28 protein-coding genes are annotated in these 25,135 nt (G+C 67.8%); 21 read left to right on the top strand and 7 right to left on the bottom strand.

Annotated elements, in window-relative coordinates; translation table 11 throughout:
• Positions 1–7: 7 nt before the first annotated feature.
• The gene (locus ACLQ3I_RS02270; protein WP_425799994.1) at positions 8–619 is read right to left on the bottom strand and encodes a TetR/AcrR family transcriptional regulator; all 612 of its coding nucleotides are present in this window, start codon (positions 617–619) and stop codon (positions 8–10) included.
• Between the two features lie 61 nt (positions 620–680).
• On the opposite strand from ACLQ3I_RS02270, the gene ACLQ3I_RS02265 reads away from it, so the two are divergent.
• Positions 681–1,361 carry a lysophospholipid acyltransferase family protein gene (locus ACLQ3I_RS02265; RefSeq protein ID WP_425799993.1) on the top strand — a complete coding sequence of 227 codons (681 nt, stop codon included), beginning with the start codon at positions 681–683 and terminating at the stop codon, positions 1,359–1,361.
• On the opposite strand, the gene ACLQ3I_RS02260 is transcribed toward ACLQ3I_RS02265, so the two are convergent.
• On the bottom strand, positions 1,339–1,515 hold the full coding sequence (locus ACLQ3I_RS02260) for a hypothetical protein (RefSeq protein ID WP_425791382.1): 177 nt from the start codon (positions 1,513–1,515) through the stop codon (positions 1,339–1,341). The genes ACLQ3I_RS02265 and ACLQ3I_RS02260 overlap by 23 nt on opposite strands.
• A 229-nt stretch (positions 1,516–1,744) precedes the next feature.
• On the opposite strand from ACLQ3I_RS02260, the gene typA reads away from it, so the two are divergent.
• The 7 genes from typA (at position 1,745) to cofG (ending at position 10,842) form a co-directional block, all read left to right on the top strand.
• On the top strand, positions 1,745–3,655 hold the full coding sequence (gene typA / locus ACLQ3I_RS02255) for a translational GTPase TypA (RefSeq protein ID WP_425791384.1): 1,911 nt from the start codon (positions 1,745–1,747) through the stop codon (positions 3,653–3,655).
• Between the two features lie 86 nt (positions 3,656–3,741).
• Positions 3,742–5,640 carry an ABC transporter family substrate-binding protein gene (locus tag ACLQ3I_RS02250; RefSeq protein WP_425792092.1) on the top strand — a complete coding sequence of 633 codons (1,899 nt, stop codon included), beginning with the start codon at positions 3,742–3,744 and terminating at the stop codon, positions 5,638–5,640.
• Entirely contained in the window at positions 5,637–6,524 is an 888-nt protein-coding gene (gene mshB / locus ACLQ3I_RS02245; RefSeq protein ID WP_425791386.1) for an N-acetyl-1-D-myo-inositol-2-amino-2-deoxy-alpha-D-glucopyranoside deacetylase, read from the top strand. Before ACLQ3I_RS02250 ends, mshB begins: the two co-directional genes overlap by 4 nt.
• Positions 6,524–6,898: a facilitated glucose transporter gene (locus tag ACLQ3I_RS02240; RefSeq protein WP_425791388.1), complete on the top strand. Its 375-nt coding sequence runs from the start codon at positions 6,524–6,526 to the stop codon at positions 6,896–6,898. Before mshB ends, ACLQ3I_RS02240 begins: the two co-directional genes overlap by 1 nt.
• A 76-nt stretch (positions 6,899–6,974) precedes the next feature.
• Positions 6,975–8,099, top strand: coding sequence for an FO synthase (locus tag ACLQ3I_RS02235; protein ID WP_425791390.1), 1,125 nt, complete (start codon positions 6,975–6,977; stop codon positions 8,097–8,099).
• A complete protein-coding gene (locus tag ACLQ3I_RS02230; RefSeq protein WP_425791392.1) occupies positions 8,096–9,604 on the top strand; it encodes a flavin-containing monooxygenase in 1,509 nt (502 codons plus the stop codon). Before ACLQ3I_RS02235 ends, ACLQ3I_RS02230 begins: the two co-directional genes overlap by 4 nt.
• Positions 9,601–10,842, top strand: coding sequence for a 7,8-didemethyl-8-hydroxy-5-deazariboflavin synthase CofG (gene cofG / locus ACLQ3I_RS02225; RefSeq protein WP_425791394.1), 1,242 nt, complete (start codon positions 9,601–9,603; stop codon positions 10,840–10,842). The genes ACLQ3I_RS02230 and cofG overlap by 4 nt, the downstream gene beginning before the upstream one ends.
• Before the next feature lie 313 nt (positions 10,843–11,155).
• On the opposite strand, the gene ACLQ3I_RS02220 is transcribed toward cofG, so the two are convergent.
• Together ACLQ3I_RS02220 and ACLQ3I_RS02215 are read right to left on the bottom strand one after the other, a co-directional pair.
• On the bottom strand, positions 11,156–11,533 hold the full coding sequence (locus ACLQ3I_RS02220; protein WP_425799992.1) for a rhodanese-like domain-containing protein: 378 nt from the start codon (positions 11,531–11,533) through the stop codon (positions 11,156–11,158).
• A gap of 5 nt (positions 11,534–11,538) precedes the next feature.
• Positions 11,539–12,126, bottom strand: coding sequence for a cysteine dioxygenase (locus tag ACLQ3I_RS02215; protein WP_425799991.1), 588 nt, complete (start codon positions 12,124–12,126; stop codon positions 11,539–11,541).
• A gap of 388 nt (positions 12,127–12,514) precedes the next feature.
• Between ACLQ3I_RS02215 and fdxA the strand changes: the two genes are divergently transcribed.
• Together fdxA and dapC are read left to right on the top strand one after the other, a co-directional pair.
• Positions 12,515–12,841 carry a ferredoxin gene (fdxA, locus tag ACLQ3I_RS02210; protein ID WP_164308994.1) on the top strand — a complete coding sequence of 109 codons (327 nt, stop codon included), beginning with the start codon at positions 12,515–12,517 and terminating at the stop codon, positions 12,839–12,841.
• 9 nt (positions 12,842–12,850) lie between these two features.
• Positions 12,851–13,972, top strand: a complete 1,122-nt coding sequence (gene dapC, locus ACLQ3I_RS02205) for a succinyldiaminopimelate transaminase (protein ID WP_425791401.1) — start codon at positions 12,851–12,853, stop codon at positions 13,970–13,972.
• Positions 13,973–14,009: 37 nt separating this feature from the next.
• Here dapC and dapD read toward each other — a convergent pair whose 3' ends face one another.
• Positions 14,010–14,975: a 2,3,4,5-tetrahydropyridine-2,6-dicarboxylate N-succinyltransferase gene (gene dapD, locus ACLQ3I_RS02200; RefSeq protein WP_425791403.1), complete on the bottom strand. Its 966-nt coding sequence runs from the start codon at positions 14,973–14,975 to the stop codon at positions 14,010–14,012.
• Between the two features lie 39 nt (positions 14,976–15,014).
• Between dapD and ACLQ3I_RS02195 the strand changes: the two genes are divergently transcribed.
• Positions 15,015–15,737 (top strand): helix-turn-helix domain-containing protein, encoded by a 723-nt coding sequence (locus ACLQ3I_RS02195; protein ID WP_425799990.1) that lies wholly within the window; start codon positions 15,015–15,017, stop codon positions 15,735–15,737.
• On the opposite strand, the gene ACLQ3I_RS02190 is transcribed toward ACLQ3I_RS02195, so the two are convergent.
• The gene (locus tag ACLQ3I_RS02190) at positions 15,719–16,126 is read right to left on the bottom strand and encodes a VOC family protein (RefSeq protein ID WP_425799989.1); all 408 of its coding nucleotides are present in this window, start codon (positions 16,124–16,126) and stop codon (positions 15,719–15,721) included. The genes ACLQ3I_RS02195 and ACLQ3I_RS02190 overlap by 19 nt on opposite strands.
• An 87-nt stretch (positions 16,127–16,213) precedes the next feature.
• The gene (locus tag ACLQ3I_RS02185) at positions 16,214–16,501 is read right to left on the bottom strand and encodes a zinc-ribbon domain-containing protein (protein ID WP_425791409.1); all 288 of its coding nucleotides are present in this window, start codon (positions 16,499–16,501) and stop codon (positions 16,214–16,216) included.
• A 199-nt stretch (positions 16,502–16,700) separates the two neighbouring features.
• Here ACLQ3I_RS02185 and ACLQ3I_RS02180 point away from each other — a divergent pair, with 199 nt between their 5' ends.
• The 10 genes from ACLQ3I_RS02180 (at position 16,701) to ACLQ3I_RS02135 (ending at position 25,132) form a co-directional block, all read left to right on the top strand.
• Complete coding sequence (locus ACLQ3I_RS02180; RefSeq protein ID WP_425791411.1) at positions 16,701–17,051, top strand: VOC family protein; 351 nt, start codon at positions 16,701–16,703, stop codon at positions 17,049–17,051.
• Between the two features lie 58 nt (positions 17,052–17,109).
• On the top strand, positions 17,110–18,213 hold the full coding sequence (dapE, locus tag ACLQ3I_RS02175) for a succinyl-diaminopimelate desuccinylase (RefSeq protein ID WP_425799988.1): 1,104 nt from the start codon (positions 17,110–17,112) through the stop codon (positions 18,211–18,213).
• A gap of 17 nt (positions 18,214–18,230) precedes the next feature.
• Positions 18,231–19,055 carry a TIGR00730 family Rossman fold protein gene (locus tag ACLQ3I_RS02170; protein ID WP_425791415.1) on the top strand — a complete coding sequence of 275 codons (825 nt, stop codon included), beginning with the start codon at positions 18,231–18,233 and terminating at the stop codon, positions 19,053–19,055.
• The gene (locus tag ACLQ3I_RS02165; protein ID WP_425791417.1) at positions 19,052–19,588 is read left to right on the top strand and encodes a TIGR00730 family Rossman fold protein; all 537 of its coding nucleotides are present in this window, start codon (positions 19,052–19,054) and stop codon (positions 19,586–19,588) included. Before ACLQ3I_RS02170 ends, ACLQ3I_RS02165 begins: the two co-directional genes overlap by 4 nt.
• A gap of 85 nt (positions 19,589–19,673) precedes the next feature.
• Entirely contained in the window at positions 19,674–21,452 is a 1,779-nt protein-coding gene (locus tag ACLQ3I_RS02160) for a long-chain-acyl-CoA synthetase (RefSeq protein WP_425799987.1), read from the top strand.
• Positions 21,453–21,608: 156 nt separating this feature from the next.
• Entirely contained in the window at positions 21,609–22,472 is an 864-nt protein-coding gene (folP, locus tag ACLQ3I_RS02155; protein ID WP_425791421.1) for a dihydropteroate synthase, read from the top strand.
• Positions 22,469–23,512, top strand: coding sequence for a glucosyl-3-phosphoglycerate synthase (locus ACLQ3I_RS02150; protein ID WP_425791423.1), 1,044 nt, complete (start codon positions 22,469–22,471; stop codon positions 23,510–23,512). Before folP ends, ACLQ3I_RS02150 begins: the two co-directional genes overlap by 4 nt.
• A gap of 50 nt (positions 23,513–23,562) precedes the next feature.
• Positions 23,563–23,910: a DivIVA domain-containing protein gene (locus ACLQ3I_RS02145; protein WP_425791425.1), complete on the top strand. Its 348-nt coding sequence runs from the start codon at positions 23,563–23,565 to the stop codon at positions 23,908–23,910.
• Positions 23,911–24,044: 134 nt separating this feature from the next.
• Positions 24,045–24,212: a DUF3117 domain-containing protein gene (locus tag ACLQ3I_RS02140; RefSeq protein ID WP_004019232.1), complete on the top strand. Its 168-nt coding sequence runs from the start codon at positions 24,045–24,047 to the stop codon at positions 24,210–24,212.
• Positions 24,213–24,226: 14 nt separating this feature from the next.
• Positions 24,227–25,132 carry a putative RNA methyltransferase gene (locus tag ACLQ3I_RS02135; protein ID WP_425799986.1) on the top strand — a complete coding sequence of 302 codons (906 nt, stop codon included), beginning with the start codon at positions 24,227–24,229 and terminating at the stop codon, positions 25,130–25,132.
• Positions 25,133–25,135: the final 3 nt, after the last annotated feature.

The following is a 25,135-nucleotide window of genomic DNA, read 5'->3' as shown; positions in this document are numbered from 1 at the left end:
TGCGCGGTCAGGCCAGGTGGGCGTCGACGGCACGTGCCAGGAGTGCCCGCGCGGTCGCCGCCCCGCTCCCAGAGGTGTCGTCGGGCGTCGGGATGCCGGGATACAGGGCGAAGGCCTGATTCGACGCCAGGACGGCGATCCCGTGGATCGACGCCCACAATGCGAGGGTGCGCAGCCGGTCATCTGTGTCGCCGGCAGTGCCCTCCATGACGACCGCATGCAGATCTGCCATCAACGGCAGCGTGAGCGAGCGCAGATCTGCACCGGCACGGTCGAGTAGATCGTGGCGGGTCATCAGGTCGAACATCGCGGGTCGTCGGTGCGCGAAATCGAGGTATGCCTCGCCGCTGTCGATCAGACGTGTGCGCGGGGGAGTCGTGGCGTCGGCCAGGATCGGGCGCACAACTCCCACGAAATCGATGATGCCGGTGCGCGCGATCGCGGCGAGGAGAGACCGGTGTGACGGGAAATATCGGCGCGGTGCGCCGTGTGACACGCCGGCCCGCCGGCTGACCGCTCGCACACCGACCGCGTCGATACCCCGCTCCTCGAGCAGCTCCACGCCCGCACGGATGAGTAGCTCCCGCATCGGTGGGCGGAGGACCTGTGGACCAGCCATGTAGACAATGTCTACCATTCTTTCCGTAGACACCGTCTACCTGTCGAGGAGGTTGGATGTCGTGTGGTACTTCATCGCCAAATACGTGCTGATCGGCCCGCTCCTGTGGTTGCTGACGCGGCCCCGGGTCGTCGGCCGTGAGTACGTCCCGGCCGACGGGCCGGTCATCGTCGCCGCCAATCACTGTGCGTTCATCGATTCACTGCTGCTGTGCCTGGTGATACGGCGGCGCGTCACGTTCGTGGCCAAGACGGAGTACTTCGATCGACCCGGTCGACGCGGTGCGTTGCAGAGGTGGTTCTTCACCGCCGTCGGTCAGATCCCGATCGACCGACGCGGCGGGGACCGGTCGGGCGATGCGCTCACCACCGCAGCGCAGGTGCTGGCCGACGGCGGCGTCTGGGCGATCCACCCTGAGGGCAGTCGGTCGAACGACGGAAGGGTCCATCGGGGTCGCACCGGCGCGATGCGGATGGCCGAGATGACCGGTGCGCCAGTGGTTCCCATCGCGCTACGCGGGACGGCAGCGGTGAATCCACCGGGTCGGCGTCTGCTGGTGCCCGGTCGGGTCGCCGTCGTCGTCGGACGTCCGCTCTCGGTCGACGTAGAGTCTGCGGGCCCGCGTGCGGCTACCGATCGGCTGATGACCGAGTTGGCGGCGTTGGCGGCGCTGCCCTATGTCGACGAGTATGTGAGCAAGGCGGAACGTGACGTCGGGATCAGGCGGCGCGGGCCTTCTTGAGTGCCTTGCCCAGCTGTTTCTTGGACATCTGTGAATAGTCGAGCTTGCGCATCCGGTGGATCACCACGGGACAGCGGACACACCGCGTGGACTTCCGGCAACACTTCTTCTTGGCCTTGAGATCGCACACTTCTGCCGGCTTCACCTTGCCCATGTCGGGACGTTAGCATGCCCTAACTTCGGACTGTCCGCGTGATGTGATCACCGTCTCAGGCGGTCGACCGATACCCTGTACAGGTTGACCTGTCCGCTGGCGATCGCCGGGTACCGGCCGGCCATGCCGCCGCGCTTCCCCGTCGCCCGCCGCGCCGGGAGTGAGCGAGCGGGACATATCGACCCCACAAGCCCAGACCTCGAGTACGAACGCAGTGAAAGAGAGCTCAGTGAGCGCTGTCCACAAATTCCGCAACGTCGCGATCGTCGCGCACGTCGACCACGGCAAGACCACCCTGGTCGATGCGATGCTGCGCCAGTCCGGCGTCTTCGGCGAACGCGCCGAGCTCGTCGACCGCGTGATGGATTCCGGTGACCTCGAACGCGAGAAGGGCATCACCATCCTCGCCAAGAACACCGCGGTCCACCGTCGCCAGCCCGACGGCACCGAGGTCGTCATCAACGTCATCGACACCCCCGGCCACGCCGACTTCGGCGGCGAGGTCGAGCGCGGCCTGTCCATGGTCGACGGCGTGGTGCTGCTCGTCGACGCCTCCGAGGGGCCGTTGCCACAGACGCGTTTCGTGCTACGCAAGGCGCTGGCCGCATCGCTGCCGGTCATCGTTCTGGTGAACAAGACCGACCGCCCCGACGCCCGAATCCAGGAGGTCGTCGACGAGACGCAGGACCTGCTGCTCGACCTCGCCTCCGACCTCGACGACGAGGCCGCTGCGGCCGCCGAACTCGTTCTCGACCTGCCGATCCTCTACGCCTCTGGGCGTGCGGGCATCGCCAGCACCGTGAAGCCCGCTGACGGCGAGGTGCCGGCCGGGGAGAACCTCGACCCGTTCTTCGACGTGCTTCTCGACCACGTGCCACCGCCCAAGGGCAACCCCGACGCCCCGTTGCAGGCCCACGTCACCAACCTCGACGCCTCGGCGTTCCTGGGTCGCCTCGCACTCGTGCGCATCCACAACGGGACGCTGCGCAAGGGGCAGCAGATCTCGTGGTGCCGAGAGGTCGATGGCGAACCCGTGATCGAGCGGGCCAAGATCACCGAGCTGCTCGCCACCATCGGTGTCGACCGGGCGCCCGCCGAGTCGGCGGACGCCGGCGACATCGTCGCGGTCGCCGGCATGCCGGAGATCATGATCGGCGACACCCTTGCCGACCTCGAGAACCCGGAGCCGCTGCCGCGGATCACCGTCGACGAGCCGGCCATCTCGGTCACCGTCGGCACCAACTCCTCGCCGCTGGCGGGCCGCGTGTCAGGTCACAAGCTGACCGCACGGATGGTCAAGTCGCGTCTCGATTCCGAGCTGGTCGGCAACGTGTCGTTGCGGGTCCTCGACATCGGCCGTCCGGATGCCTGGGAGGTGCAGGGCCGCGGCGAGCTGGCGCTGGCCATCCTCGTCGAGCAGATGCGTCGTGAGGGTTTCGAGCTCACCGTCGGCAAGCCGCAGGTGGTCACCCGCAAGGTCGACGGCAAGGTGCAGGAGCCGTTCGAGCACCTGACCATCGATGTCCCCGAGGAGTACCTCGGTGCAGTCACCCAGTTGCTCGCCGCGCGCAAGGGCCGCATGGAGCAGATGAACAACCACGGCACCGGGTGGGTCCGGATGGAGTTCATCGTCCCGTCGCGCGGCCTGATCGGCTTCCGCACCGACTTCCTCACCGAAACCCGCGGCACCGGCATCGCCAACGCGGTGTTCGACGGCTACGACTCCTGGGCAGGCGAGATCCGGGCCCGGCACACCGGGTCCCTGGTCAGCGACCGCACCGGTAGCGTCACGCCGTTCGCGATGATCCAGCTCGCCGATCGAGGGACGTTCTTCGTGGAGCCGGGTGCCGACACCTACGAGGGCATGGTCGTCGGGATCAATCCGCGCGCCGAGGATCTCGACATCAACGTCACCCGCGAGAAGAAGCTGACCAACATGCGTCAGTCATCGGCCGACGTGATGGAGACGCTGGCCAAGCCGATGCAACTCGACCTCGAGGGCGCGATGGAGTTCTGCGCCGCCGATGAGTGTGTGGAGGTGACGCCCGAGGTGACCCGGGTGCGTAAGGTTCACCTCGACGCGTCCACTCGCGCCCGCGAACGCTCACGGGCGAAGTCGCGCGATCAGGCGGCGGGATAAGGCAAGGCCGAGTGCCCGGACGATGTGCGCCGGGCACCCATGACGTGGGGGTAGTGCTGGTGAGTCGTTGGCAGCTGAGATCGTCGGTGCGCGCCACCCGTCGTCACAGCCGATTGCCTGCGCTGCTCGCGGCCGTTGTGCTGGTGGGTGCGGCCTGTTCGGCCAATCCGCCGCCACCGGTACGCGAGACGGCGCCGCCGGCGACCCCGACCGAGTATCCGACCGAGAAGACGGTCTACATCGCGACCGACTCCGTGGGCGGCGGGTTCAACCCGCACCTCGGTGCCGATCAGGGTTCGGTCACGACGGCGATCGCCGCGATGACATTGCCGAGCGCGTTCCAGCCGGTCAACACGCCGGCCGGCGTCGTCTGGCAGCGCCAGGACGCGCTGATCACCTCGGCCGATGTCACCTCGACCCAGCCCTTCACCGTCACCTATCACATCCAGACCGACGCGCAGTGGTCCGATGGCCTCCCGGTGACCGGTGACGATTTCTCGTACCTCTGGCAGCAGATGTCGCGGCAACCCAATGTCGTGGCGCCGGCCGGCTATCGCCTGATCGACTCCGTGCAGTCGCGCGCCGGCGGCAAGGAGGTGGCCGTGACATTCGCGCGGCCGTACCCGGCGTGGCGTGAACTCTTCACCGACCTGCTGCCGAGTCACGTCCTGCGCGGCGCGCCCGCGGGGTTCCAGACCGGGATGGACAGCGGGAAGCCCGTCTCGGCCGGCCCGTATTCGGTCGTGTCCATCGACCAGACCCGCGACGAGGTGCGCCTGGTCCGCAACGACCGCTACTGGATGAAGCCGCCGTCGTTGGATCAGGTGGTGCTGCGTCGGGCCGGCACGGCGTCGCAGATGGTCGAGACCGTGCGATCAGGTGATTCGTCGATCGTCAACCTCAGCACCGGCCCGGCGACCACCGCCGAACTCGCCGCGGTGCCCGGCGTGCAGACCCAACGCAATCCGACGTCGCGGGCCTTGTCCATCGGCGTGAACGCCCGGACGTCGACGATGCGTTCGTTGCAGGTGCGCCAGGCGATCCTCGGCATGGTCGATCCGGGTCTGGTCTCGCTGGCCGGTGCGGGCGACGACATCGTGACGCCATACGCCAACACCGTCTTCGCCCCGACGGACCGGGGCTACTTCCCGGTCGACCGGGCCCGGCCGTCGGCGGGCGAGATCACCGGTCTGCTGGGCGACGCGGGCTATCAACGCGCCGAGGCAGACAGCGCCACCTCGAACACCGCCACCCCGACCACCGGCACCCCGAGCACCTCGGGGGCGAGCCCGTCCTCGCAGAGTTCGTCGCCGTCGAGTGCCGCTGCGCCGAGCTCATCTCAGGCCTCCGGCGCGAACCCCGACACCCCACGGCTGCCGGAGGGTGTCGCGCCCTACCGCAAGGACGGCCAGGACCTCGCCGTGCGGGTCGGTGCGATCAGCGGTGACCCACGATCCACGTCCGCGGCGTCCAACATCGTCGATCAGCTGCGCGGCCACGGAGTGAGAGCGTCGGTGGTGGCCCTGCCCAACAACGAGCTGTACGGCGTCGCCCTGACCAACGCCCGGGTGGACCTGGTCGTCGGCTGGACCGGACTCGGGGTGCCGCCGGCCGCATCGCTGGCGTCGCAGGTCGACTGCGATCAGCCGAAGCCGGGCACCGCGCCGTCGCTCTCGACGCCGCCGACGCCGACCAGTGTGGCCCCCGGACAGACCGGTGCGGGCCCCGGCGACAGCTATGCCAGCAACATCTCGGGCGTGTGCGACCCGCCGCTGATCGCCCTGGCGCGCGGCGCACTGTCGGCGGCCGACCCCATCCCGCAACTGACCGAGGCCGAGCCGCTTCTGGCCGCGCAGGCGGTGTACCTGCCGCTCTATCAGGACAGCACCCTCGTGGGTCGGACCGGTCAGGTCAAGAACGTGCCGCTGTCGGGGCCGATCCAGGTGGGGATCTACGGCGACGCGGTGTCGTGGGAGCTGCCGTGACGGCACCCGCGGATCGGCGGCTGTTGCTGTTGCACGCGCATCCCGACGACGAATCGATCATGACCGGCGGCACCATCGCCCGCTATCTCGCCGAGGGCGTCGACGTGCGCGTCCTGACCTTCACCCTCGGCGAGGAGGGCGAGGTCATCGGCGAGGAGTGGTCGCAGTTGGCCGCCGACGGGGGCGCCGACCAACTCGGCGGTTACCGCATCCTCGAACTCACCCGGGCGCTTGCCGCGCTCACCCCGGCGGGTCGCGCACCGTTGCGTCCACGGTTCCTCGGCGGCGCCGGGCGCTGGCGTGACTCGGGGATGGCCGGGACGCCGTCTGCCGACCATCCGCGCGCCCTCGTCCGGGCGCCGTTCGACGATCTGGTGGCCGCACTCGTCGCCGAGATCGTGGATTTCGCGCCGCAGGTGATCGTGACCTATGACGATGCGGGCACCTACGGTCACCCCGACCACAAATTGGTCCACGCGACAACGGTCGCGGCAGTGCCGCAGGTCGTCGAGCGACTCGGCGGCACGAACCTGAAGGTGTACGAGTCGGTGACCGAACGGTCCGCGCTCGCGGCCGGCCTCACCGGGGCATCCGGTCGCGTCCCGGACGCCTGGCGTATGCCCGAAGCCGGTGAGCTGCCGAGTTATCCGGACGAGACGATCACCACCGAGATCGACGTCCGGCCGCAGTTGCACCTGAAGGCGGCGGCGTTGGCGGCACATGCCACGCAGGTGACCGTAGCCGGGTCCGGCACCGAGTACGCACTGTCCAACAACATCGTGCAGCCCATCCTCGACTGTGAGCACTTCGTGCGGACGGCCGGCGACGCCGGTGACGGCCTGGGACCGGGCCGTGAGATCGATCTCTTCGCCGGGGTCGTCTGATGCGGTGGTCCGACCGGATCCTGCTGGCCTTCCTCGTCGTCGACGGGTTCGTGGTCGGCGTGATGTCCGTGACGTTCGCATATCTGCGATTCGGTGGCATTGCCATCCCGGTGGCCGCGGTGCTCGCAGGCATCGTGAACGCCGTCCTGCTCTGGCTCGCCTCGACCTACACCGACGGTCCGGTGCGCTATTTTCCGTTGCTGGCGTGGCTCCTCGCCCTGGTGATCGGTGCGCTGCCCGGTCCGGGTGGCGATGTCGAGCTGCTCCCGGACGGGGTGCTGATGCTGCCGACCCTGGCGCTGCTCGTCATCGGGGCGGGCCTGCCGGCGGTCGTCGCGTGGTCGGGGCGGTTGCCCACACCAGATGACGTCTGACCACTTCAGAAGGGGTGTAGCGGAGCCCGGATCGACGCGGCGTCGGGCTCGAGCCGCGTGCGGTTACAGTGAGGGAATGGTCCTGCGGGAGTGGGCTCGGGACGCGCACGCCGCGGTGGACGAAGCCCGGGAAGCATTGCGTCACGTCGCCGACGATCCGGCGTCGCTGACCGACGACGAGTGGGTCGCCCTGCTCGGCGCGTCGGGGCCGGAACTCGAGGCGCTGTGTGCGCTCGCCGACTCCGCGCGTCGCGAGGTGACCGATCCCGGCACGGTGACCTTCGTGGTCAATCGCAACCTCGACACCTCTGTGGTCGCCGCCGGACGCGACGATGTACCGGCCGTGGAGGCGTTGGTCGACGAAGCATGGCGGCTCGGGGCCACGGAGATCTGTGTGCAGGGGCCGGTTCCCGCCGACGCCCCGGCCGACGAGTATCTGCGTCTCGTCGAACGAATCCATGGTGCGGCGCCGGATTTGCACCTGCATGCGTTCCGCCCGCCCGAGGTACGCGACGCGGCGGACCGGATGGGCGTGCCGATCGCCGATTTCCTGCGGGCCGCCCGCGACGCGGGCCTCGGCTCGGTGCCCGGCACCGCCGCGCAGATCCTCGACGACGAGGTCCGGTCCCGTCTCGCGGGTGGTCGCGCACCGGCGGTGGGGGACTGGATCGAGGTCATCGAGGCAGCGCACGGGGTCGGTCTGTTCTCCACCGCGACCATGCTCTACGGCCATGTCGAGACGCCTCGGCATCAAGTTGCGCACCTTCGTCTGCTCACCGAGATCCAGAGCCGTACCGCCGGTTTCAGCGAATTGATCGTCATGCCCATGCTGCCCGAGAATGCCGGACCGCATCTGTCCGGGATCGCGACTGCCGGCGTATCCGAACGTGAGACCCGTGCGGTCCATGCTGTCGCGCGGCTGCTCACACTCGGCCACTTCGACCATCTCCAGGTGGCGTGGACGAAACTCGACCGCGACGTGGTGGAGCAGGTCCTGCGTGGCGGCGTCGACGACATCGGTGGCCTCCTGCTGGACGGCGAGCTGATGCCGGCGGCGGGTCAGGAGGCCGGCCGGGTCCTCGACGTCGACGAACTCGTCGACATCGCGGCACGAGTCGGCCGGGCACCGCGTCAACGCACCACCGCCCATACCGAACCGCCGGCCGACCGTCTCGTGTCCATCCCGCAGGTGCGTCCATGACCACCCCTGGCACCGCCACCACGCCCACCGCGGTGGACGTCGCGATCGTGGGTGCCGGATTTGCCGGGATCGGCATGGCGACGCAGTTGGCAAGACGCGCAACGGAATCCTTCGTGGTTCTCGAGCGTGCCGACGCGGTCGGTGGCACGTGGCGCGACAACACCTATCCCGGGATCGCCTGTGACATCCCGGCACACCTGTACTCGTTCTCATTCCGTCCACCGACCGACTGGGCGACGTTGTATCCGCGCGGTGCCGACATCCAGCGGTATCTTCAGCGCACCGTCGACGACGAGGGGCTCGCACCGCACATTCGCCTCGGTTGCGAACTGCGGCAAGCCCGGTGGGATGACGATGGCGCGTACTGGTCGCTGGCCACCGAGTCGGGACCGATCCGTGCCCGGGTGCTGGTGATGGCCGTCGGTCGGCTGTCCGAGCCGCACCTTCCCGATGTCGACGGTCTCGAATCATTCACCGGCACAGTCGTTCACACTGCATCCTGGCGCGAGGATCTGCTCTCCGGGGGAGAGCGGATCGGAGTGGTCGGCACCGGCGCATCGGCGGTCCAGGTGATCCCGCACCTTGCCGAGAGTGCCGAAGAACTGGTGGTGTTCTCGCGCACGCCTCCCTATGTGGTCCCGCGTGAGGATCGTCGACTCTCGGATGCGGAACGAGCCGAGCTGCAAATACCGGAGAATGCGCAGGCCCTGCGCGAACGACTGCTCCACGACGCCGACAAGGCTTTTCGGCAGCGCCTCGGCCTCCATCCCGACATCGATGCCATCCGCGACCGCGCGCGCGGACATCTGGACCGCCAGATCGGCAGTCCGTCGTTGCGGGCCGAGCTCACGCCCGAGTACGAGATCGGTTGCAAGCGAATACTGCTGAGCGACGACTTCTATCCGGCCCTGGAGCGTCCGAACGTGGTGTTCGAGTCGAGTGCGCTGGATTCGGTCTTCGAGTGCAAGGCGCGTGCGGTCAGTGGCAACACCTACGACCTGGATGTTCTGGTGATGGCCACCGGGTTCGAGGCGACCAGACCGCCCGCCGCGACGCGTATCCGCGGACGCGGCGACCGGGTACTCGCCGACCACTGGTCCGATGGCATGGTCTCCTACGCCTCCACCACGGTCAGCGGCTTCCCGAACATGTTCGTCCTCGACGGCCCGAACGCAGCACTCGGGCACAACTCCGCGATCTTCATGATCGAGACCCAGCTCGACTACGTGGTGGGCGCGATGGACTTCTTGGCGCACAACGAAAGTCGTTCGCTGGAGGTCAGCGCGCAGGCTGAGGCGGAGTACACCCGGGAGATCGACGAGCGCAGCGCGGCCACGGTGTGGTTGACCGGCTGCGAGAGTTGGTACGTGGACCCGAGGAGTGGGCGCCTCACACTGCTGTGGCCGGGGACCGCGGTGTCGTTCCGGGAACGTAACGGCACCTTCGACCCGCAGCCGTATCTGATCGAAACCCGAACCCACGACAGAGGAGGTCTGCCACGATGACCGACGCGGGAACCTCGACCGCCTTGGCAGCGGCGCGATCCGGAGGGCCGATCGACCTCGAACAAGCGACGACCCTGCTGGCGTGCTCCGGCGACGACCTGCTCGAGCTGCAGGGGATCGCGGGCCGGATTCGCGATGCGGGCCTCGCGGCGATGGGCCGTGAACGTCAGATCACTTACTCGCGCAAGGTGTTCATCCCACTGACCCGACTCTGTCGTGATCGCTGCCATTACTGCACGTTCGTCACGGTGCCCGGCAAACTGGCCCGCGAGGGACACGGGATGTACCTCGACCTCGACGAGGTCGTCGACATCGCACGCAAGGGCGCCGAACTCGGTTGCAAGGAGGCGTTGTTCACTCTCGGTGATCGTCCCGAGGAGCGCTGGTCACAGGCGGGTGAATGGCTCGCCGCGCGTGGGTACACCTCGACGCTGGATTATGTGCGTGCCGCGGCGGTGGCGGTCCTCGAGGACACCGGGCTGTTGCCGCACCTGAATCCCGGTGTCATGAGCGTCGAGGAGATGCGTCGGCTACGGCCGGTCGCGCCGTCGATGGGGATGATGCTCGAGACCACGTCGCGCCGTCTGTTCACCGAGAAGGGTCAGCCGCATTACGGGAGTCCGGACAAGGACCCCCTTGTGCGCCTGCAGGTGCTGCGCGACGCCGGTGCCGTCCGCGTCCCGTTCACCACCGGCATCCTGGTCGGTATCGGCGAAACTCTCACCGAGCGTGCCGAATCGATCCTCGCGATGGCCGACATCCATCGGTCCCACGGTCACATCCAGGAAGTGATCGTGCAGAACTTCCGGGCCAAGCCCGACACCGCGATGCGGGGTACACCCGACGCGGCGATGACCGAGTTCCTCGCCGCGGTCGCGGTGGCGAGGATCGTGCTGGGGCCGGGGATGCGCGTCCAGGCACCGCCGAATCTGGTGTCGTCGGAGGAGTGCGCCGCCCTGATCGCGTCGGGCATCGACGACTGGGGCGGGGTGTCGCCGTTGACCCCCGATCACGTCAATCCCGAGCGTCCGTGGCCGAATCTCGAAGTGCTGGCGGAGATCACCGCCGCGGCGGGGCATGCGCTCACCGAACGCATCACCGCTCAGCCGGCGTATGTTCTCGGTGACGGCTGGATCGACCCGTCCCTCGCCGAGCACGTCGCCGCCGTCGCCGACCCCGCCACAGGTCTCGCCGCCGAGGTGACCCCCCGTGGCCTTCCCTGGCCCGCCGTCGCCTGACCGGCCCTCCGTCCCGCCGATCCTCCGTCCCGCCGGCCCTCCGTCCCGCCGGTCCTCCGTCCCGCCGATCCTCCGTCTCGCCGGTCCTCCGTCCCGCCGACCGTGCGCAGTTTTGCGTCGATCGTGCGCACAATCCCATCGATCGTGCGCGACGAGGTCGTCGGGAGACGGTCTGTTCTGTGGTCCGCGCACGATCGGCGCGATTCCGTACCCGATCGGCGCAGTTCTGTACCCGGTCGACGCAGCGATGCGCACAGTCGGCGCGAAACTGCGCACGATCGGCGAGGTGGCGGGGCAGGGTAGGGGGGGCGGGTCAGGCAGTCCCGGATACGTCGACGGCCCGCAGTGCCTCCCACCCGCCGACGACGTCGGTGGCGCGGTGCAGGCCGAGTTGTTGCAGAGCGGCCGCGGCGAGGCTGGACGTGAATCCCTGGGAACACAACACGATCCATCGCACATCGTGATCGACAGCTTCGGCCACCCGTGCTTCGCTGGCCGGATCGCATCGCCACTCGAGCACGTTGCGTTCGATGACGAGTGCGCCGGGCGCCGCACCCTCGACAGCGCGCTGGGCAGCGGGGCGGATGTCGACGAGGACGGCGCCGTGCGCGAGCTCGTCGGCCACCTCGCCCGGATCGAGCCGTTGGAGCCGTTCGCGGGCATCGAGCAGCAGATCATCGATCGTCGGCATCTCGGTCACTCCGGTTGGTCGGTGAGTTCGGTTCGCGTCCGTCGCAAGGTGGCGTGATCGGACACAGCGTAGAACGACATCGCGGTCAGGGGCGGGGAATAGGCATGGACGCTGAGGGTGGGCGTGACGGTGTCGAGGGGAGCGTCGTCGGCGTGGTCGCCGGGGCGGATCGCCAGTGCGTCGTGCCGCTGCACGTCGTGGACCCACCCGAGCGGAAACGCGGCCTGATCGCCCGCATTCAGGATGCGCAGGGCCAATTCGTCCCCGATCCAGCGGTACTCGCGCAACGAACCCGACAGCACCGTGAGCGCTCCCAGTGAACCGGCGTGATCGTGGAGCTCGGTCGAACGATCCGGGGTCCAGCTGATGAGCCAGAGGTCGAGGTCGTCAGTGGTCTCCAGGCGGGCGGCCCACCGTTCGACCGGATCCCAGCGGTCGGGGAGGAGCTGATCGTAGACACCGTCGAGGACGTCGGCGACGCCCTGATCGGTGATGCGCAGCAAGTCTGCGGGGCGCAGTCGGGTCGGCAGGTTGGTCGAGCGACCGTGCGCGGGTTCGAACCGGGGATCGGGTCGGCGTAACGTCGTTGTCATCGTGGTCTCCGAGTCGAAGGATGGGGGTCGGGTGGTCAGTCTCCACAGCCCGGACACATCCCGTGCGGGACGTCGCCGTCGCGTTCGTACTCGGTCACGTGGACAACAGTCGTGCGGAACAGCGATGGCGTCGAGGGTTGGACGCGCGTTGATCGCAACAGCTCGGCCGGATGTGATCCCCATTACTCCCAGGTCGTGAGCATGGGGCGGGTGTCGAGGGGCCACGCCTGCGACGGATACGATTGATCGTGGACTCTCTTGCGACCGGCCCTCGACGGCCTGGCCAGGCGGTCCGTAATGCGGTGCGTCCAGCCCACGCGCCGTTCGACGACGACACCGCTGCACGTGCGATCGTCGTCGACCCGAGTTTGCAGCGAAGGAGAGTGTGGTGACCTACATCATCGCGGAGCCTTGCGTGGATGTCCTGGACAGGGCCTGCGTCGAGGAATGCCCGGTGGACTGCATCTACGAGGGCGGTCGGATGCTCTACATCCAGCCCGACGAGTGCGTGGACTGTGGCGCCTGTGAGCCGGTGTGTCCGGTCGAGGCGATCTTCTACGAAGATGATGTGCCCGACGAGTGGGAGCCGTACGTCAGTGCGAATGCCGACTTCTTCGACGATCTCGGGTCGCCGGGTGGCGCGAGCAAGGTGGGCAAGACCGACCACGATGCCGCGTTCATCAAGGGTCTGCCCCCGATGAACGAAGAGGAATGACCTGACGCGGTGAGTACGTCCGGATTCACGACACGACGACGCGTCAGCGGCCTTCTCCCCGACTTCCCCTGGGACACCATCGGTGATGCGCGGGCGCGTGCGGCCGGGCATCCCGACGGCATCGTCGATCTGTCGGTCGGCACCCCGGTCGATCCGGTCGATCCGGTCATCCGCTCGGCGCTCGCGACGGCGTCGGAGTTCCCCGGCTATCCGACCACGGTCGGCACCACCGAATTGCGCGAGGCTGCGGTGTCCGCGATGGACCGCCGTTACGGCGTGTCCGGCCTCGACGAGTCCGGCGTCCTACCGGTCATCGGTACCAAGGAGGCGATCGCCGGGATCGTGTCGACGCTGGGCGTCGGCGCCGGCGACGTCGTCGTGATCCCGGAAGTCGCGTATCCCACATACGAAGTCGGTGCGATCCTGGCCGGGGCGACACCGGTGCGCGCGGATTCCACGGTCCAATTGGGGCCGACGTCTCCGGCGCTCGTCTTCCTCAACTCGCCGTCGAACCCGACCGGCAAGGTGCTCGGGGTCGAGCATCTCCGGAAGATGATCGACTGGGCCCGCGAGCGCGGGGCGATCGTCGTGTCCGACGAGTGTTATCTCGGGCTGGCCTGGGAGTCGGAGGCATACTCGATACTCGATCCGCGGGTGAGTGACGGTGACCACACCGGACTGATCGCCGTGCACTCGCTGTCGAAGGTCTCGAATCTCGCGTCCTACCGGGCGGGCTTCCTCGCGGGAGACAGTGCTCTGATCGCCGAGTTGCTCGCAGTCCGCAAACATGCCGGGCTGATTGTGCCGTTCCCGATCCAGGGTGCGATGGTCGCGGCCCTCGATGATGATGCGCATGTGCTGGCGCAGCGGGAGCGCTATCGGTCGCGCCGGGACACGCTCGTCGCCGCGGTGCGGGCCGCCGGTTTCCGGATCGATCATTCCGAGGCGGGTCTCTATCTGTGGGCGACCCGCGACGAGGACAGCAGGGTCACCCTCGACTGGCTCGCCGATCGGGGCATCCTGGTGGCGCCCGGCGATTTCTACGGTCCGGCCGGGAAACGGCACGTCCGGATGGCACTGACCGCCACCGATGAACGCATCGTCGCGGCCGCCGCACGTCTGACGGCCTGACCCGACGACGAGCGGTCGGATCAGGCCGTGCCGAGTGTCAGTTCTTGTGCAATGCCTCGTTGAGGGCGATTCCGTCGCCCTTCCACGGCACCACCTCGACCGCGCCGGTGAGGCTGTTACGGCGGAACAGCAGATTCGACTGCCCGGCGAGCTCGCGTGCCTTCACCGACGAACCGTCCGGTCCGGTGACCTTGGTTCCCGCGGTCACGTACAGGCCGGCCTCGACGACGCAGTCGTCGCCGAGGGGGATGCCGCAACCGGAGTTGGCACCGAGCAGGCAGCGCTTGCCCAGCGCGATGATCTCCTTGCCGCCACCGGACAGGGTTCCCATGGTGGAGGCGCCGCCGCCGATGTCGGAGCCGTCGCCGACGACCACGCCGGCCGAGATCCGACCCTCGACCATCGAGGAGCCGAGCGTGCCGGCGTTGTAGTTCACGAAGCCCTCGTGCATCACGGTGGTGCCGGGCGCGAGGTGCGCACCCAGGCGGACACGATCGGCGTCACCGATGCGCACGCCGCCGGGCAGCACGTAGTCGACCATGCGCGGGAACTTGTCGACGCTGTAGACGGTGACGTGACCGCGCGAGCGCAGCCGGGAGCGCGTCGATTCGAAACCCTCGATGGGGCAGGGCCCGAAATTGGTCCACACGACGTTGCTCAAGAGGCCGAAGATGCCCTCGAGGTTTGCGCCGTGCGGTGTCACCAATCGATGCGACAGCAGATGCAGTCGGAGATAGACGTCATGCGCGTCGACCGGCGCCGACGAGAGATCGGTGATCGAGGTGCGCACGGCGACGGTCTTGACGCCGCGGGAGTTGTCGGTGCCGACCAGGTCACGCAGCGCGGACGGGACGTCGTCGCCGTCGAGGACGACGGTCTCCGACGTCGCCGGACTGTCGAGTTCCGGTTCGGGGAACCACACGTCGAGGACCGCTCCCGGATCAGCGGATCCGCCATTGGTCACGGTGGCAATGCCGGTTGCGTAAGCGCCATTCGTCGTCACGGGAGGACAGCCTACCGGGATGGGGGAATACTCGAATTCGTGACCGTCTCGATGACCGCAGGCCGGTGGGCCACTCCGCGCGCAGGGACGGTGTGGCGTGCGCGGCACACGGCCGGGGAGTCGACGATCCTGCCCGACGGCTGCATGGACCTCATCTGGACCGGACGGCGGGTGCTGGTGGCAGGCCCGGACACCGGTCCGTACCGGTACCGCGCGGACAGTGCGGAATCGATGGTCGGTCTGCGCCTCCCGCCGGGTATGGCACCCAACGTGCTGGGCCATCCGGCCGAGCGATTGCGGGACCGACGCGTCGATCTCGCCGACCTCTGGTCCGATACCGAGGCGCAACGCTGGTGCACGCGACTGTCCGAGGGCGACGATCCCGCGGCGGTGCTCGACGAGATCGCGCACACCATGGTGTGGGACCCCCCGGCCTGGCTCGCCCCGGCTACCGCCCTTCTGGCGGCGGGCGTGCGGGTCGAGGAGTGCGCTGACCGATTGGGGATGACGGTCCGCACGTTTCACCGGCACTCGTCGCGGTTCTACGGCTACGGACCCAAGACGTTGCAGCGCATCCTCCGAATGCGCGCCGCGCTCGGCGACCTGACCGTCGGCCGGGATCTGACGGCGGCGGCGTACCGCCACGGGTACGCCGACCAGCCGCATATGCATCGGGAGTTCGTCGAACTGACCGGACGGGGCCCGTCGGCATACCTGCGCACCATCGACCTGCGAAGCGTGAATCAGGCCAGCGGGCAATAGAAGTCGACGGGGTTGCCGTCGGGATCGAGGACCACCGCGTACCGCTGACCCCAGAACGCGTCGAACGGTTCACGCTGAGACACGTGGCCGGCATCGACGAGACGTGTGTACTGGGAGTCGACCTGATCGGGTGACGCACACTCGAAGGCGAGCGCCATCCGGTGCCCTCCCGAGGGCTCGCGCCAGGTCGGTGTGAAGGATTCGACCACCGCACGGGTGTCGAACAGGATGCGGATGCCACCGGTCGTTGCCTCGGCATGCGGCTCCTGCTCGGCGCCTGCCGGGATGTCCAGGCCGCAGAGCCGGTAAAAGGCGAGTGCGGCGGACATGTCCGCGGTCACGATCGACAGGGCGTTCAGCGTCGGAAGTACTGCGTTGTCGGAGGTCATGTCGCTGACGGTACTGTGCGGGCCTCATCCGGTCTTGAACGTTTCGGACACTTCGGGCGGGGTCTTTCCGCTCAATCGTTTCTCCGCTCAGCGCGGCAGCGTCGCCGCCGGCGCGGGGCCGGCCGTCTGGGTCTGTGCGTGGGCGTCGGCGACGAAGCGGTCCGCGTTCTCACGGGAGACGCCGCAGGCGTTGCCGCAGTACGAGCAGTGGATCGAGTAGGAGCCGTCGCCCATCGGGAAGATCGGGAGGAAGAACAGGGTGAACCATGTCCTGGTGCGGAACAGGCGCTGCGCGGCGTGTGCCCGGCAGAAGGCGCAGTGGAAATACAGCACCGCCAGCAGGGATGAGGTCTGTCGTCCGCCGAAGATGATCATGGGTGTCCTTCCCTGGAGAATGGGTCAAGAGTAGGCCGCGGTGTCCGGGCCGAAGGTGTCGAGCGGTCGTTTGTCATTCGGCTGGTAGATACGGAGACCCGACCGCGACTCGACGGGTCCGGCCAAGGTGCCGGGCGGCATCCGGCGAGCGGGTAGATTCGGCTCACGCACGCCTGACGACTCCGATGTGGAGGACCCGATGATCCGCGGTATGCACGGCCTGTTCTACTCCACCGAAGAACAGGCACTTCGTGACTTCATCAAGGACAAACTGCAGCTGCCGTCCACCGATACCGGTGGCGGCTGGCTCATCTTCGACGCACCGGAGGCGGACCTCGGAGTGCACCCGACCGACGGCACGAGCCCTCCGTCGGGGACCGTGGACATTTCGTTCTACTGCGACCGCATCGACGAGACGGTCGAGGAACTGAAGAGCCGCGGCGTCGAGTTCACCCAGGACGTCGAGGATCACGGCTACGGGCTCGTGACGTACTTCAAGGTTCCGGGCGGGTTCAACGTCCAGTTGTACGAGCCCCGCTACCAGAAATGAGCGTGACGGCGGTCCCGCGACCGTCGGCGTCGGTGTGGCCACGCGTTACGGTGAACCGGTGACCACGCCCGTCCTCGACCTGCAGGCCGATCCCGTCGACCTCACCGCCGCCCTCGTCGACATCGAGAGCGAATCCCGCAACGAGACGGCCGTGGCCGACGCCGTCGAATCCGCCCTCCGCGCTCAGACAAGCGGTTTCGAGATCGTCCGGCACGGCAATCGAGTCCTGGCGCGGACCGATCGCGGACTGCCGAGTCGCGTGATCCTCGCCGGTCACCTCGACACGGTGCCGGTTGCGGGCAATCTCCCGCACCGTCGAACGAACGACGAGACCGAGGGTGAGGTGTTGCACGGATGCGGCACCGTCGACATGAAATCCGGGGACGCGGTCTTCCTGCACCTCGCGGCAACGATGGCCGCGCCTGCGCACGACATCACCCTGATCTTCTACGACTGCGAGGAGATCGCCGCGAAGTACAACGGGCTCGGTGTCATCGAGCGCGAACTGCCCGAATGGCTCCGCGGTGATGTCGCGATTCTCGGCGAGCCGACGGCCGGACTGATCGAGGCGGGCTGTCAGGGCACCATGCGTGCGCGGTTCTCGGCGCGCGGTGTGCGCGCGCATTCGGCCCGATCGTGGATGGGCGACAATGCGATTCACAAACTCGGGGGTTTGCTGACCACCTTGGCGGGCTACCGCCCGAGGACCGTCGCCATCGATGGCTGCGAGTATCGGGAGGGCCTGTCCGCGGTCGGGATCGGCGGCGGCGTGGCCGGCAACGTCGTGCCCGACGAGGCGTACGTCGACGTCAACTTCCGTTTCGCACCCGACCGGAGTGCCGAGCAGGCCACCGAGCACGTCCGGCAGGTGTTCGCGGCCGAACTCGCCGACGGTGAACTGGGTTTCGAGGTCACCGATTCGGCGGCCGGGGCGTTGCCGGGACTGTCGAATCCCGCGGCCGCGGCCTTGGTGGCCGCTGCCGACGGCAGGTTCCGGGCGAAGTACGGGTGGACCGATGTCTCCCGGTTCTCGGCGCTCGGAGTGCCCGCGGTGAATCTCGGGCCGGGCGACCCGAATCTGGCACATCGGGTCGACGAGCGGGTGTCCGTGGGCCAGATCGGTCAGGTCGCCGATCTTCTGCGTGCGTTCCTGTCCGGGTAGCCATTAGCGTGATGGCCATGTCATCCGCTGATCCCTCCGACGAACCGGGCCGTCACCGGGCCGGTGACGTGCCGTCCCCCGACGATCTCGAGACCTGCTACGTCGGGCCGGTGCGTGTCCGGCGTGAACAGGGCGAACCGAGCAAGACCACGGACCGTCGGCTCCTGGAATGGGTCGATCCGCGTGATGCGGATCTACGTGCCGAGCGGACCATGCGGGATTCGTGGCGGGTGCTGCGCATCCAGTCGGAGTTCGTCGCGGGCTTCGATGCGTTGAGTGAGGTGGCCGAGGCCGTCACCGTGTTCGGGTCCGCCCGCCTGGTCCCCGGCTCCCACGACTTCGATCTCGCGGTGCGGCTCGGCCGCGCGCTGGGGGAGGCGGGGTACGCGGTGATCACCGGCGGCGGCCCGGGTGCCATGGAGGCCGCCAACCGGGGCGCCTGGGACGCCGGGGCCCAATCCATCGGCCTCAACATCGAATTGCCGTTCGAGCAACACCTCAACGAGTGGGTCGACGTCGGCATGAACTTCCGCTATTTCTTCGTGCGCAAGACGATGTTCGTCAAGTACGCCCAGGCCTTCGTCTGTCTGCCCGGCGGATTCGGGACGCTCGACGAGCTGTTCGAGGCGCTGACGCTCGTGCAGACGAAGAAGGTCGTCAGATTTCCGATCGTGCTGATCGGCCGCGACCACTGGACCGGCCTGGTGGACTGGATGCGCGAGGTGTTGTTGAACAAGGGGATGATCTCGCCCGACGATCTCGATCTGCTGCATCTCGTGGACGAGCCGGCCGAGGCGGTCGAGATCATCGCGGCGGCCGCGGCCGGGCGTGGTGGTCGATGAGCGCGATCTGCGTCTACTGCGCATCAGGACCGGTCGAGCAGCGTTTTCTCGATCTGGCGGCCGATCTCGGCACCGCGCTCGCCGCCGCCGGTCACACCGTGGTGTCCGGCGGCGGCAACATCTCCATGATGGGCGCACTCGCCGAGTCCGCGAGAGCGGCGGGCGGGACAACCGTCGGCATCATCCCGCGCGCGCTGATGGAACGCGAGGTCGCCGATCTCGGCGCGGATGAACTCGTGGTCACCGAGACGATGCGCGAGCGCAAGCGTCTGATGGACGACCGCGCCGACGGATTCATCACCCTGCCGGGCGGCATCGGCACCCTCGAGGAGCTGTTCGAGACGTGGACCGCCGGGTATCTCGGTATGCACGACAAGCCGGTGGTGCTCCTCGACCCGTTCGAGTTCTATGCGCCACTGCTCGGCTGGTTGCGCGACCTTCGCGGGCAGGGATTCGTCTCCCGAACCGCCCTCGACCGGCTGCTCGTCGCGGAATCGGTGCCGATGGCCATCCGGTTTGCTACTGCTCGGTAAGGTAGGCGAGACGTGGGGCAACGATCGTTGTCGAACCCGGCCGGGATGACACCCCGAGTGCACGAGGAAGCGGAGTACACAACTGATGTCGAGCAGTGATACGCACACCGCGGTCGGTATCACCGACCTGATCCGCGGCGTCGTGAAGATGGCACCGCAGGCCCCCGGCATGCTCAAGCACGTGCCGGGACTCATCCGTCGGCCGCCGGAGGCCGAGCGCACCATCGGCTCGATCTTCCAGAAGCACGCGCACGCCCACCCGGACCGTCCCTTCATCCGCTTCCAGGGCCGCTCGATGACCTACGGCGAGGTGAACCGGCGGGTGAACCGGTACGCGGCCGTGCTCGCCGAGAGCGGGGTGGGCCGGGGCGACGTCGTGGCCCTCCTCGCCAAGAACTCACCGACCGACCTGATGATCATGCTCGCAACGGTGAAACTCGGTGCGGTTGCCGGGATGCTGAACTACAACCAACGCGGAAAAGTCATGGCGCACAGCGTCGCCCTGCTCGATGCGAAGGTGCTGGTGCACGACCCGGACTGCGTCGAGGCGTTCGAGTCGATCCCGGCCGAGGGGCGGCCGCCGCACGTCTTCGATTTCGCCGATTTCGAGGCCGCGGCCGAAGGCCGGCCGGAGGACAATCCGTCGGTGACCGCGACACTGCCCGCGTCGACCAAGGCGTTCTACATCTTCACCTCGGGCACCACCGGGATGCCCAAGGCCAGTGTGATGAGCCATAACCGGTGGCTGGCGAACCTGTCCGGCATCGGCGGTCTCGCGGTTCGACTGAAGCACAGCGACACCATGTACGTGCCGCTGCCGCTCTACCACAACAACGCGTTGTCGGTGTCTCTCGGATCCGTGCTGGCCTCGGGTGCCTGCATCGCGATCGGGAAGTCGTTCTCGGCATCGAAATTCTGGGACGACGTGATCCTCAACCGCGCCACGGCCTTCTGCTATATCGGCGAGCTGTGCCGCTACCTTCTGGCGCAGCCGGAGAAGGCCACCGACCGTCAGCACGCGGTCAGGGTGATCATCGGCAACGGTATGCGGCCCGAGATCTGGGACGAGTTCGCCGAGCGGTTCGGCATCGATCGGATCGTCGAGTTCTACGGCGCCAGCGAGCTGAATCTCGCCTTCGTGAACGCCTTCAGCGTCAAGCGCACTGCAGGTTTCTGCCCGCTGCCGTACAAGATTGTCGAGTACGACGACCACGGCGAACCCAAGCGGGACGAGCACGGTCACCTCACGGAGGTCGGCAAGGGCGGCACCGGGCTGTTGGTGGCCGAGATCAGTGAGCGCGTGCCCCTCGACGGCTACACGGATCCAGAGGCCACCGAGAAGAAGGTGATCCGCGACGCGTTCAAGAAAGGCGACTCCTACTTCAATTCGGGAGACCTCGTGCGCGATCAGGGCTTCGCCCACATCGCATTCGTCGACCGTCTCGGTGACACGTTCCGGTGGAAGGGCGAGAACGTCGCGACCACCGAGGTCGAGGCGGCACTCGACTCTTTCCCATCGATCGCCCAGTCGGTGGTCTACGGCGTCGAGATCGAGAAGACCGACGGCCGCGCCGGCATGGGTGCGGTGAAGGTGCGTGACGGCTCCGACCTCGACCCCGGCAAACTCGCCGCCCACCTCTACGATCACCTGCCCGCATACGCGGTACCGCTCTTCGTCCGGGTCGTCGATGATTTCGAACAGACCTCCACTTTCAAGAACCGGAAGGTGGAATTGCGCGAAGAGGGCTTCACGAAGGTCGGCGAGGACGACCTCTACGTGCTCGCCGGCCGGGACAAGGGGTACGTCGACTTTTACGACGACTACCCGTCTGACGTCGCAGCGGCGAAGGTGCCCAAGGGCTGAGCGGCAGCTCTCAGATCGTGCTCGTCACACACTGATCGAGTGGTTTGCGCTGGTCGAGTAGGTGACGAGCGTAGCGAGGAACCGTGGTTTGCGCTGGTCGAGTAGGTGACGAGCGTAGCGAGGAACCGTATCGAGACCACTCGTTACGCTGGTGCCATGCTCCCGACGTTGTGCGGAAAACCCGTCGCGACCGACCGCGCGCTCGTGATGGCGATCGTCAACCGGACGCCGGACTCGTTCTACGACAAGGGTGCGAGCTTCGCGGATATTGCCGCCCAGGCTCGCATCGACCAGGTGGTGGCCGAAGGTGCGGACATCGTCGACATCGGTGGGGTGAAGGCCGGACCGGGCGCCGAGGTGGACGCGGCCACCGAGACCGATCGCGTGGTCCCGTTGATCGCGTGGGTCCGCGAGCGCTTCCCGGACGTTCTCATCAGCGTCGACACCTGGCGCAGTGAGGTCGCCGAGCGTGCGTGCGCGGCGGGCGCCGATCTGATCAACGACACCTGGGCCGGAGCGGATCCGGATCTGGTCAAGGTTGCCGCCGCACGCGGCGCCGGGATCGTCTGCTCGCACACCGGTGGGGCGACCGTGCGGACCCGTCCGCACCGGGTGGCCTATCCGGATGTGGTCGCCGAGGTGATCGCCGACGTCACGGCGGGGGCGCGACGGGCCGTCGACGCGGGGGTGGCCCGTGATTCGATCGTGATCGACCCGACACATGATTTTGGCAAGAACACTCACCACGGGCTCGCCTTGTTACGCCAGGTGAACGATCTTGTTAACACCGGCTGGCCAGTGCTTATGGCGCTGAGCAACAAGGATTTCGTGGGGGAGACTCTGGGTGTGGATCTCGAACAACGGTTGGAGGGAACTCTGGCCGCGACAGCCCTGAGTGCCGCCGCAGGCGCCCGGATCTTTCGCGTGCACGAGGTCGCCGCCACCCGTCGCGTGGTCGACATGGTCGCTGCCATCGCGGGGTCACGACCGCCCGCCCGAACAGTCAGGGGACTCGCATGACCGAACAGGGACGACGTACCCAGACGCGTCGCAAGGCGACCGTCACCAACAGCCGCAACAAGGCCAACATCTGGCCGACACCTGCCGACACGCTCGGAACCAAGCAGCGGTGGGCGGCGACCAACACCTGGGAACAGCCGGAATGGACGCTCGACGAGCTCGTCGCGGCCAAGGACGGCCGGACCATCTCGGTTGTGCTGCCTGCGCTCAACGAGGAGGAGACGGTTGCCGATGTGATCGCCTCGATCCGCCCCCTGTGCGGCACGCTGGTCGACGAGTTGATCGTGCTCGACTCCGGGTCCACCGACGCCACCGAGGAGCGGGCGCGGGCCGCCGGTGCCACCGTGATCGGACGTGAGCAGGCCGTGCCGGAACTCGAACCTGTGAAGGGTAAGGGCGAGGTGCTGTGGCGGTCGATTGCGGTCGCCACGGGGGACATCATCGCGTTCGTCGATTCCGACCTGATCGATCCGGATCCGATGTTCGTACCCAAGATGCTCGGCCCGCTCCTGATCGATCCCCGTATCCAGCTCGTGAAGGGCTACTACCGGCGCCCGCTGCGTACCGGTGGCCGGCACGACGCCAACGGTGGCGGACGGGTCACCGAGCTCGTCGCACGTCCTCTGTTGGCTTCGCAGCGGCCAGATCTGACCGGCATCCTGCAACCCCTCGGGGGCGAGTACGCCGGAACGCGCGAACTGCTCTCGTCCGTGCCGTTCGCGCCCGGCTACGGCGTCGAGATCGGCCTCCTGATCGACACCTTCGACCGCTACGGACTCGAGGGCATCGGGCAGGTGAATCTCGGGGTGCGGACGCACCGGAACCGACCGCTGATCGAACTGGGCGTGATGAGCAGGCAGATCGTCGGCACCTTGATGCGTCGGTGCGGCATCGAGGACTCCGGGATCGGGCTCACGCAGTTCACCGCCGAGCCGGACGGGTCGTTCACCCCCCACACGACCGAGGTCTACCTGGAGGATCGGCCGCCGATGAACACCATCCGGCCCGTCGAGACCGACGCCGCGGAGATGGCCTCTTGACCCGTCACTCCTGAGGGTGATGCCGACGACCGTCTGACAGTATTGATCGTATGCAGACGATCCTGCTGTACCTGCTGATCATGGCCGTCGTGGTGGCCGCGGTCTTTGCCGTGGTCTGGTTCGTCTTCGGTCGCGGCGAGGATCTCCCGCCGCTCGACCGGGGTACCACGCTGACCAGACTCCCGCGGGCCGGCATCACCGGGGCCAATGTCCGTGCGCTCACGTTCTCGCAGAAGTTCCGTGGCTACTCGGCGGCCGAAGTCGACTGGGCCATGGAGAAACTCGCACGTGAACTCGACGAATTACGTGGCGTGGTCCTCGACCTCCAGGGCCGCGAGGCGGCCGACCTCTCGGCGACCGAGGGCGACCCGCGGGACCGGCCGTCCGCCGAGCAGTGACACCAACTGGCCACGTGCGCAGCAGTGACGACCACCCCTACACGTATCATTGTCCTGGCACCTGCAGCATTTCCGACCGATGTTGAGGGTGTCGTTCCACACCGTGTGGCGAAAGCTCTGAAGGGAGTTCGAGAATGGCGGCAATGAAGCCACGTACTGGGGACGGCCCCCTCGAAGCGGCCAAGGAAGGACGTGGAATCGTTGTCCGGATTCCGATCGAAGGTGGCGGACGACTCGTGGTCGAACTGACCGCGGACGAGGCGGCCGCGCTGGGCGAGGAATTGCGCGGGGTCACCGGCTGAGCCGAGAAGGCGTATTGGCGGGGCCGCTGCGCGAGGTCGAGTCCGCGCTGCGGTGTCCGGTGTGCGCCGCCGACCTGGCGGTCGCCGCCGACCACCGGTCGCTGCACTGCGGCGCATCCCACCGTTTCGACATCGCCCGGCAGGGGTATGTCTCATTGATCGACGGTCGGTCGACCAATCACCTGTCCGACACCGCGCAGATGGTCGCCGCGCGTCGGCGCGTGCATGATTCCGGGTTCTTCGGTGTGGTGTCCGACGTCGTTGCCGATGTCATCGGGCGAGCCGCCACCGAGAACACGGCCGTCCGGAGCACAGGGGATCCGGACGGGCTCGACCTCGTGCTCGACGCCGGCGCGGGAACCGGGCATTATCTGGCCGCCGCCCTGGACCGCGCGCCGGGGCTGCACGGACTCGGACTCGATCTCTCGAAATACTGTGCACGGTCGGTCGCCCGATCGCACCCGCGCGCCGCCTCGGTGGTCGCCGACGTCTGGCGGCCCCTGCCGATCCGATCGTCGTCGATCGGGGCGGTCCTCTCCGTCTTCTCGCCGCGCAATGTCGACGAGTTCGTCCGCGTGCTGCATCCCCGCGGGATCCTCGTGGTGGTGACACCCAATGCCGATCATCTCGGCGAGATCATCGCTCCGATGGGGATGCTCGCGGTCGGTGCGGACAAGGACGACCGACTGCGCAGCGCGCTTGCCGGCGAGTTCGAGGTCTGTTCCGAAACTGTCGTCGGCGACCGGCGCTCGCTCGACGCCGACGCCATCGTGGACGTCGTCGCCATGGGCCCGACCGCATTTCATCGTTCGCCGGGGCAGATCCGGTCCGATGCCGACCTCGTGATCACCGAAGCGGACGGCCCCGTCGACGTCTCGGTGTCCGTCACGGTCACGACGTGTCGACCTCGACGTCGTTGAGGG

It is taken from the genome of Gordonia sp. DT101 (assembly GCF_049844895.1).
In the GTDB taxonomy this organism is placed as follows: Bacteria; Actinomycetota; Actinomycetes; order Mycobacteriales; family Mycobacteriaceae; genus Gordonia.
This window is presented reverse-complemented; position numbering and strand designations above follow the sequence as displayed.

Excerpts from the sequence above, each read along its gene's own strand:
- ACLQ3I_RS02140 (WP_004019232.1), top strand. The coding sequence starts at position 24,045 with ATGGCGGCAATGAAGCCACGTACTGGGGACGGCCCCCTCGAAGCGGCC.
- ACLQ3I_RS02170 (WP_425791415.1), top strand. The coding sequence starts at position 18,231 with ATGTCATCCGCTGATCCCTCCGACGAACCGGGCCGTCACCGGGCCGGT.
- ACLQ3I_RS02215 (WP_425799991.1), bottom strand. The coding sequence starts at position 12,126 with ATGACAACGACGTTACGCCGACCCGATCCCCGGTTCGAACCCGCGCAC.
- ACLQ3I_RS02235 (WP_425791390.1), top strand. The coding sequence starts at position 6,975 with ATGGTCCTGCGGGAGTGGGCTCGGGACGCGCACGCCGCGGTGGACGAA.
- ACLQ3I_RS02260 (WP_425791382.1), bottom strand. The coding sequence starts at position 1,515 with ATGGGCAAGGTGAAGCCGGCAGAAGTGTGCGATCTCAAGGCCAAGAAG.
- ACLQ3I_RS02160 (WP_425799987.1), top strand. The coding sequence starts at position 19,674 with ATGTCGAGCAGTGATACGCACACCGCGGTCGGTATCACCGACCTGATC.
- cofG (WP_425791394.1), top strand. The coding sequence starts at position 9,601 with ATGACCGACGCGGGAACCTCGACCGCCTTGGCAGCGGCGCGATCCGGA.
- ACLQ3I_RS02180 (WP_425791411.1), top strand. The coding sequence starts at position 16,701 with ATGATCCGCGGTATGCACGGCCTGTTCTACTCCACCGAAGAACAGGCA.
- ACLQ3I_RS02150 (WP_425791423.1), top strand. The coding sequence starts at position 22,469 with ATGACCGAACAGGGACGACGTACCCAGACGCGTCGCAAGGCGACCGTC.
- ACLQ3I_RS02230 (WP_425791392.1), top strand. The coding sequence starts at position 8,096 with ATGACCACCCCTGGCACCGCCACCACGCCCACCGCGGTGGACGTCGCG.
- ACLQ3I_RS02165 (WP_425791417.1), top strand. The coding sequence starts at position 19,052 with ATGAGCGCGATCTGCGTCTACTGCGCATCAGGACCGGTCGAGCAGCGT.
- ACLQ3I_RS02185 (WP_425791409.1), bottom strand. The coding sequence starts at position 16,501 with ATGATCATCTTCGGCGGACGACAGACCTCATCCCTGCTGGCGGTGCTG.
- ACLQ3I_RS02220 (WP_425799992.1), bottom strand. The coding sequence starts at position 11,533 with ATGCCGACGATCGATGATCTGCTGCTCGATGCCCGCGAACGGCTCCAA.
- ACLQ3I_RS02190 (WP_425799989.1), bottom strand. The coding sequence starts at position 16,126 with ATGACCTCCGACAACGCAGTACTTCCGACGCTGAACGCCCTGTCGATC.
- ACLQ3I_RS02240 (WP_425791388.1), top strand. The coding sequence starts at position 6,524 with ATGCGGTGGTCCGACCGGATCCTGCTGGCCTTCCTCGTCGTCGACGGG.
- ACLQ3I_RS02145 (WP_425791425.1), top strand. The coding sequence starts at position 23,563 with ATGCAGACGATCCTGCTGTACCTGCTGATCATGGCCGTCGTGGTGGCC.
- folP (WP_425791421.1), top strand. The coding sequence starts at position 21,609 with ATGCTCCCGACGTTGTGCGGAAAACCCGTCGCGACCGACCGCGCGCTC.
- ACLQ3I_RS02270 (WP_425799994.1), bottom strand. The coding sequence starts at position 619 with ATGGCTGGTCCACAGGTCCTCCGCCCACCGATGCGGGAGCTACTCATC.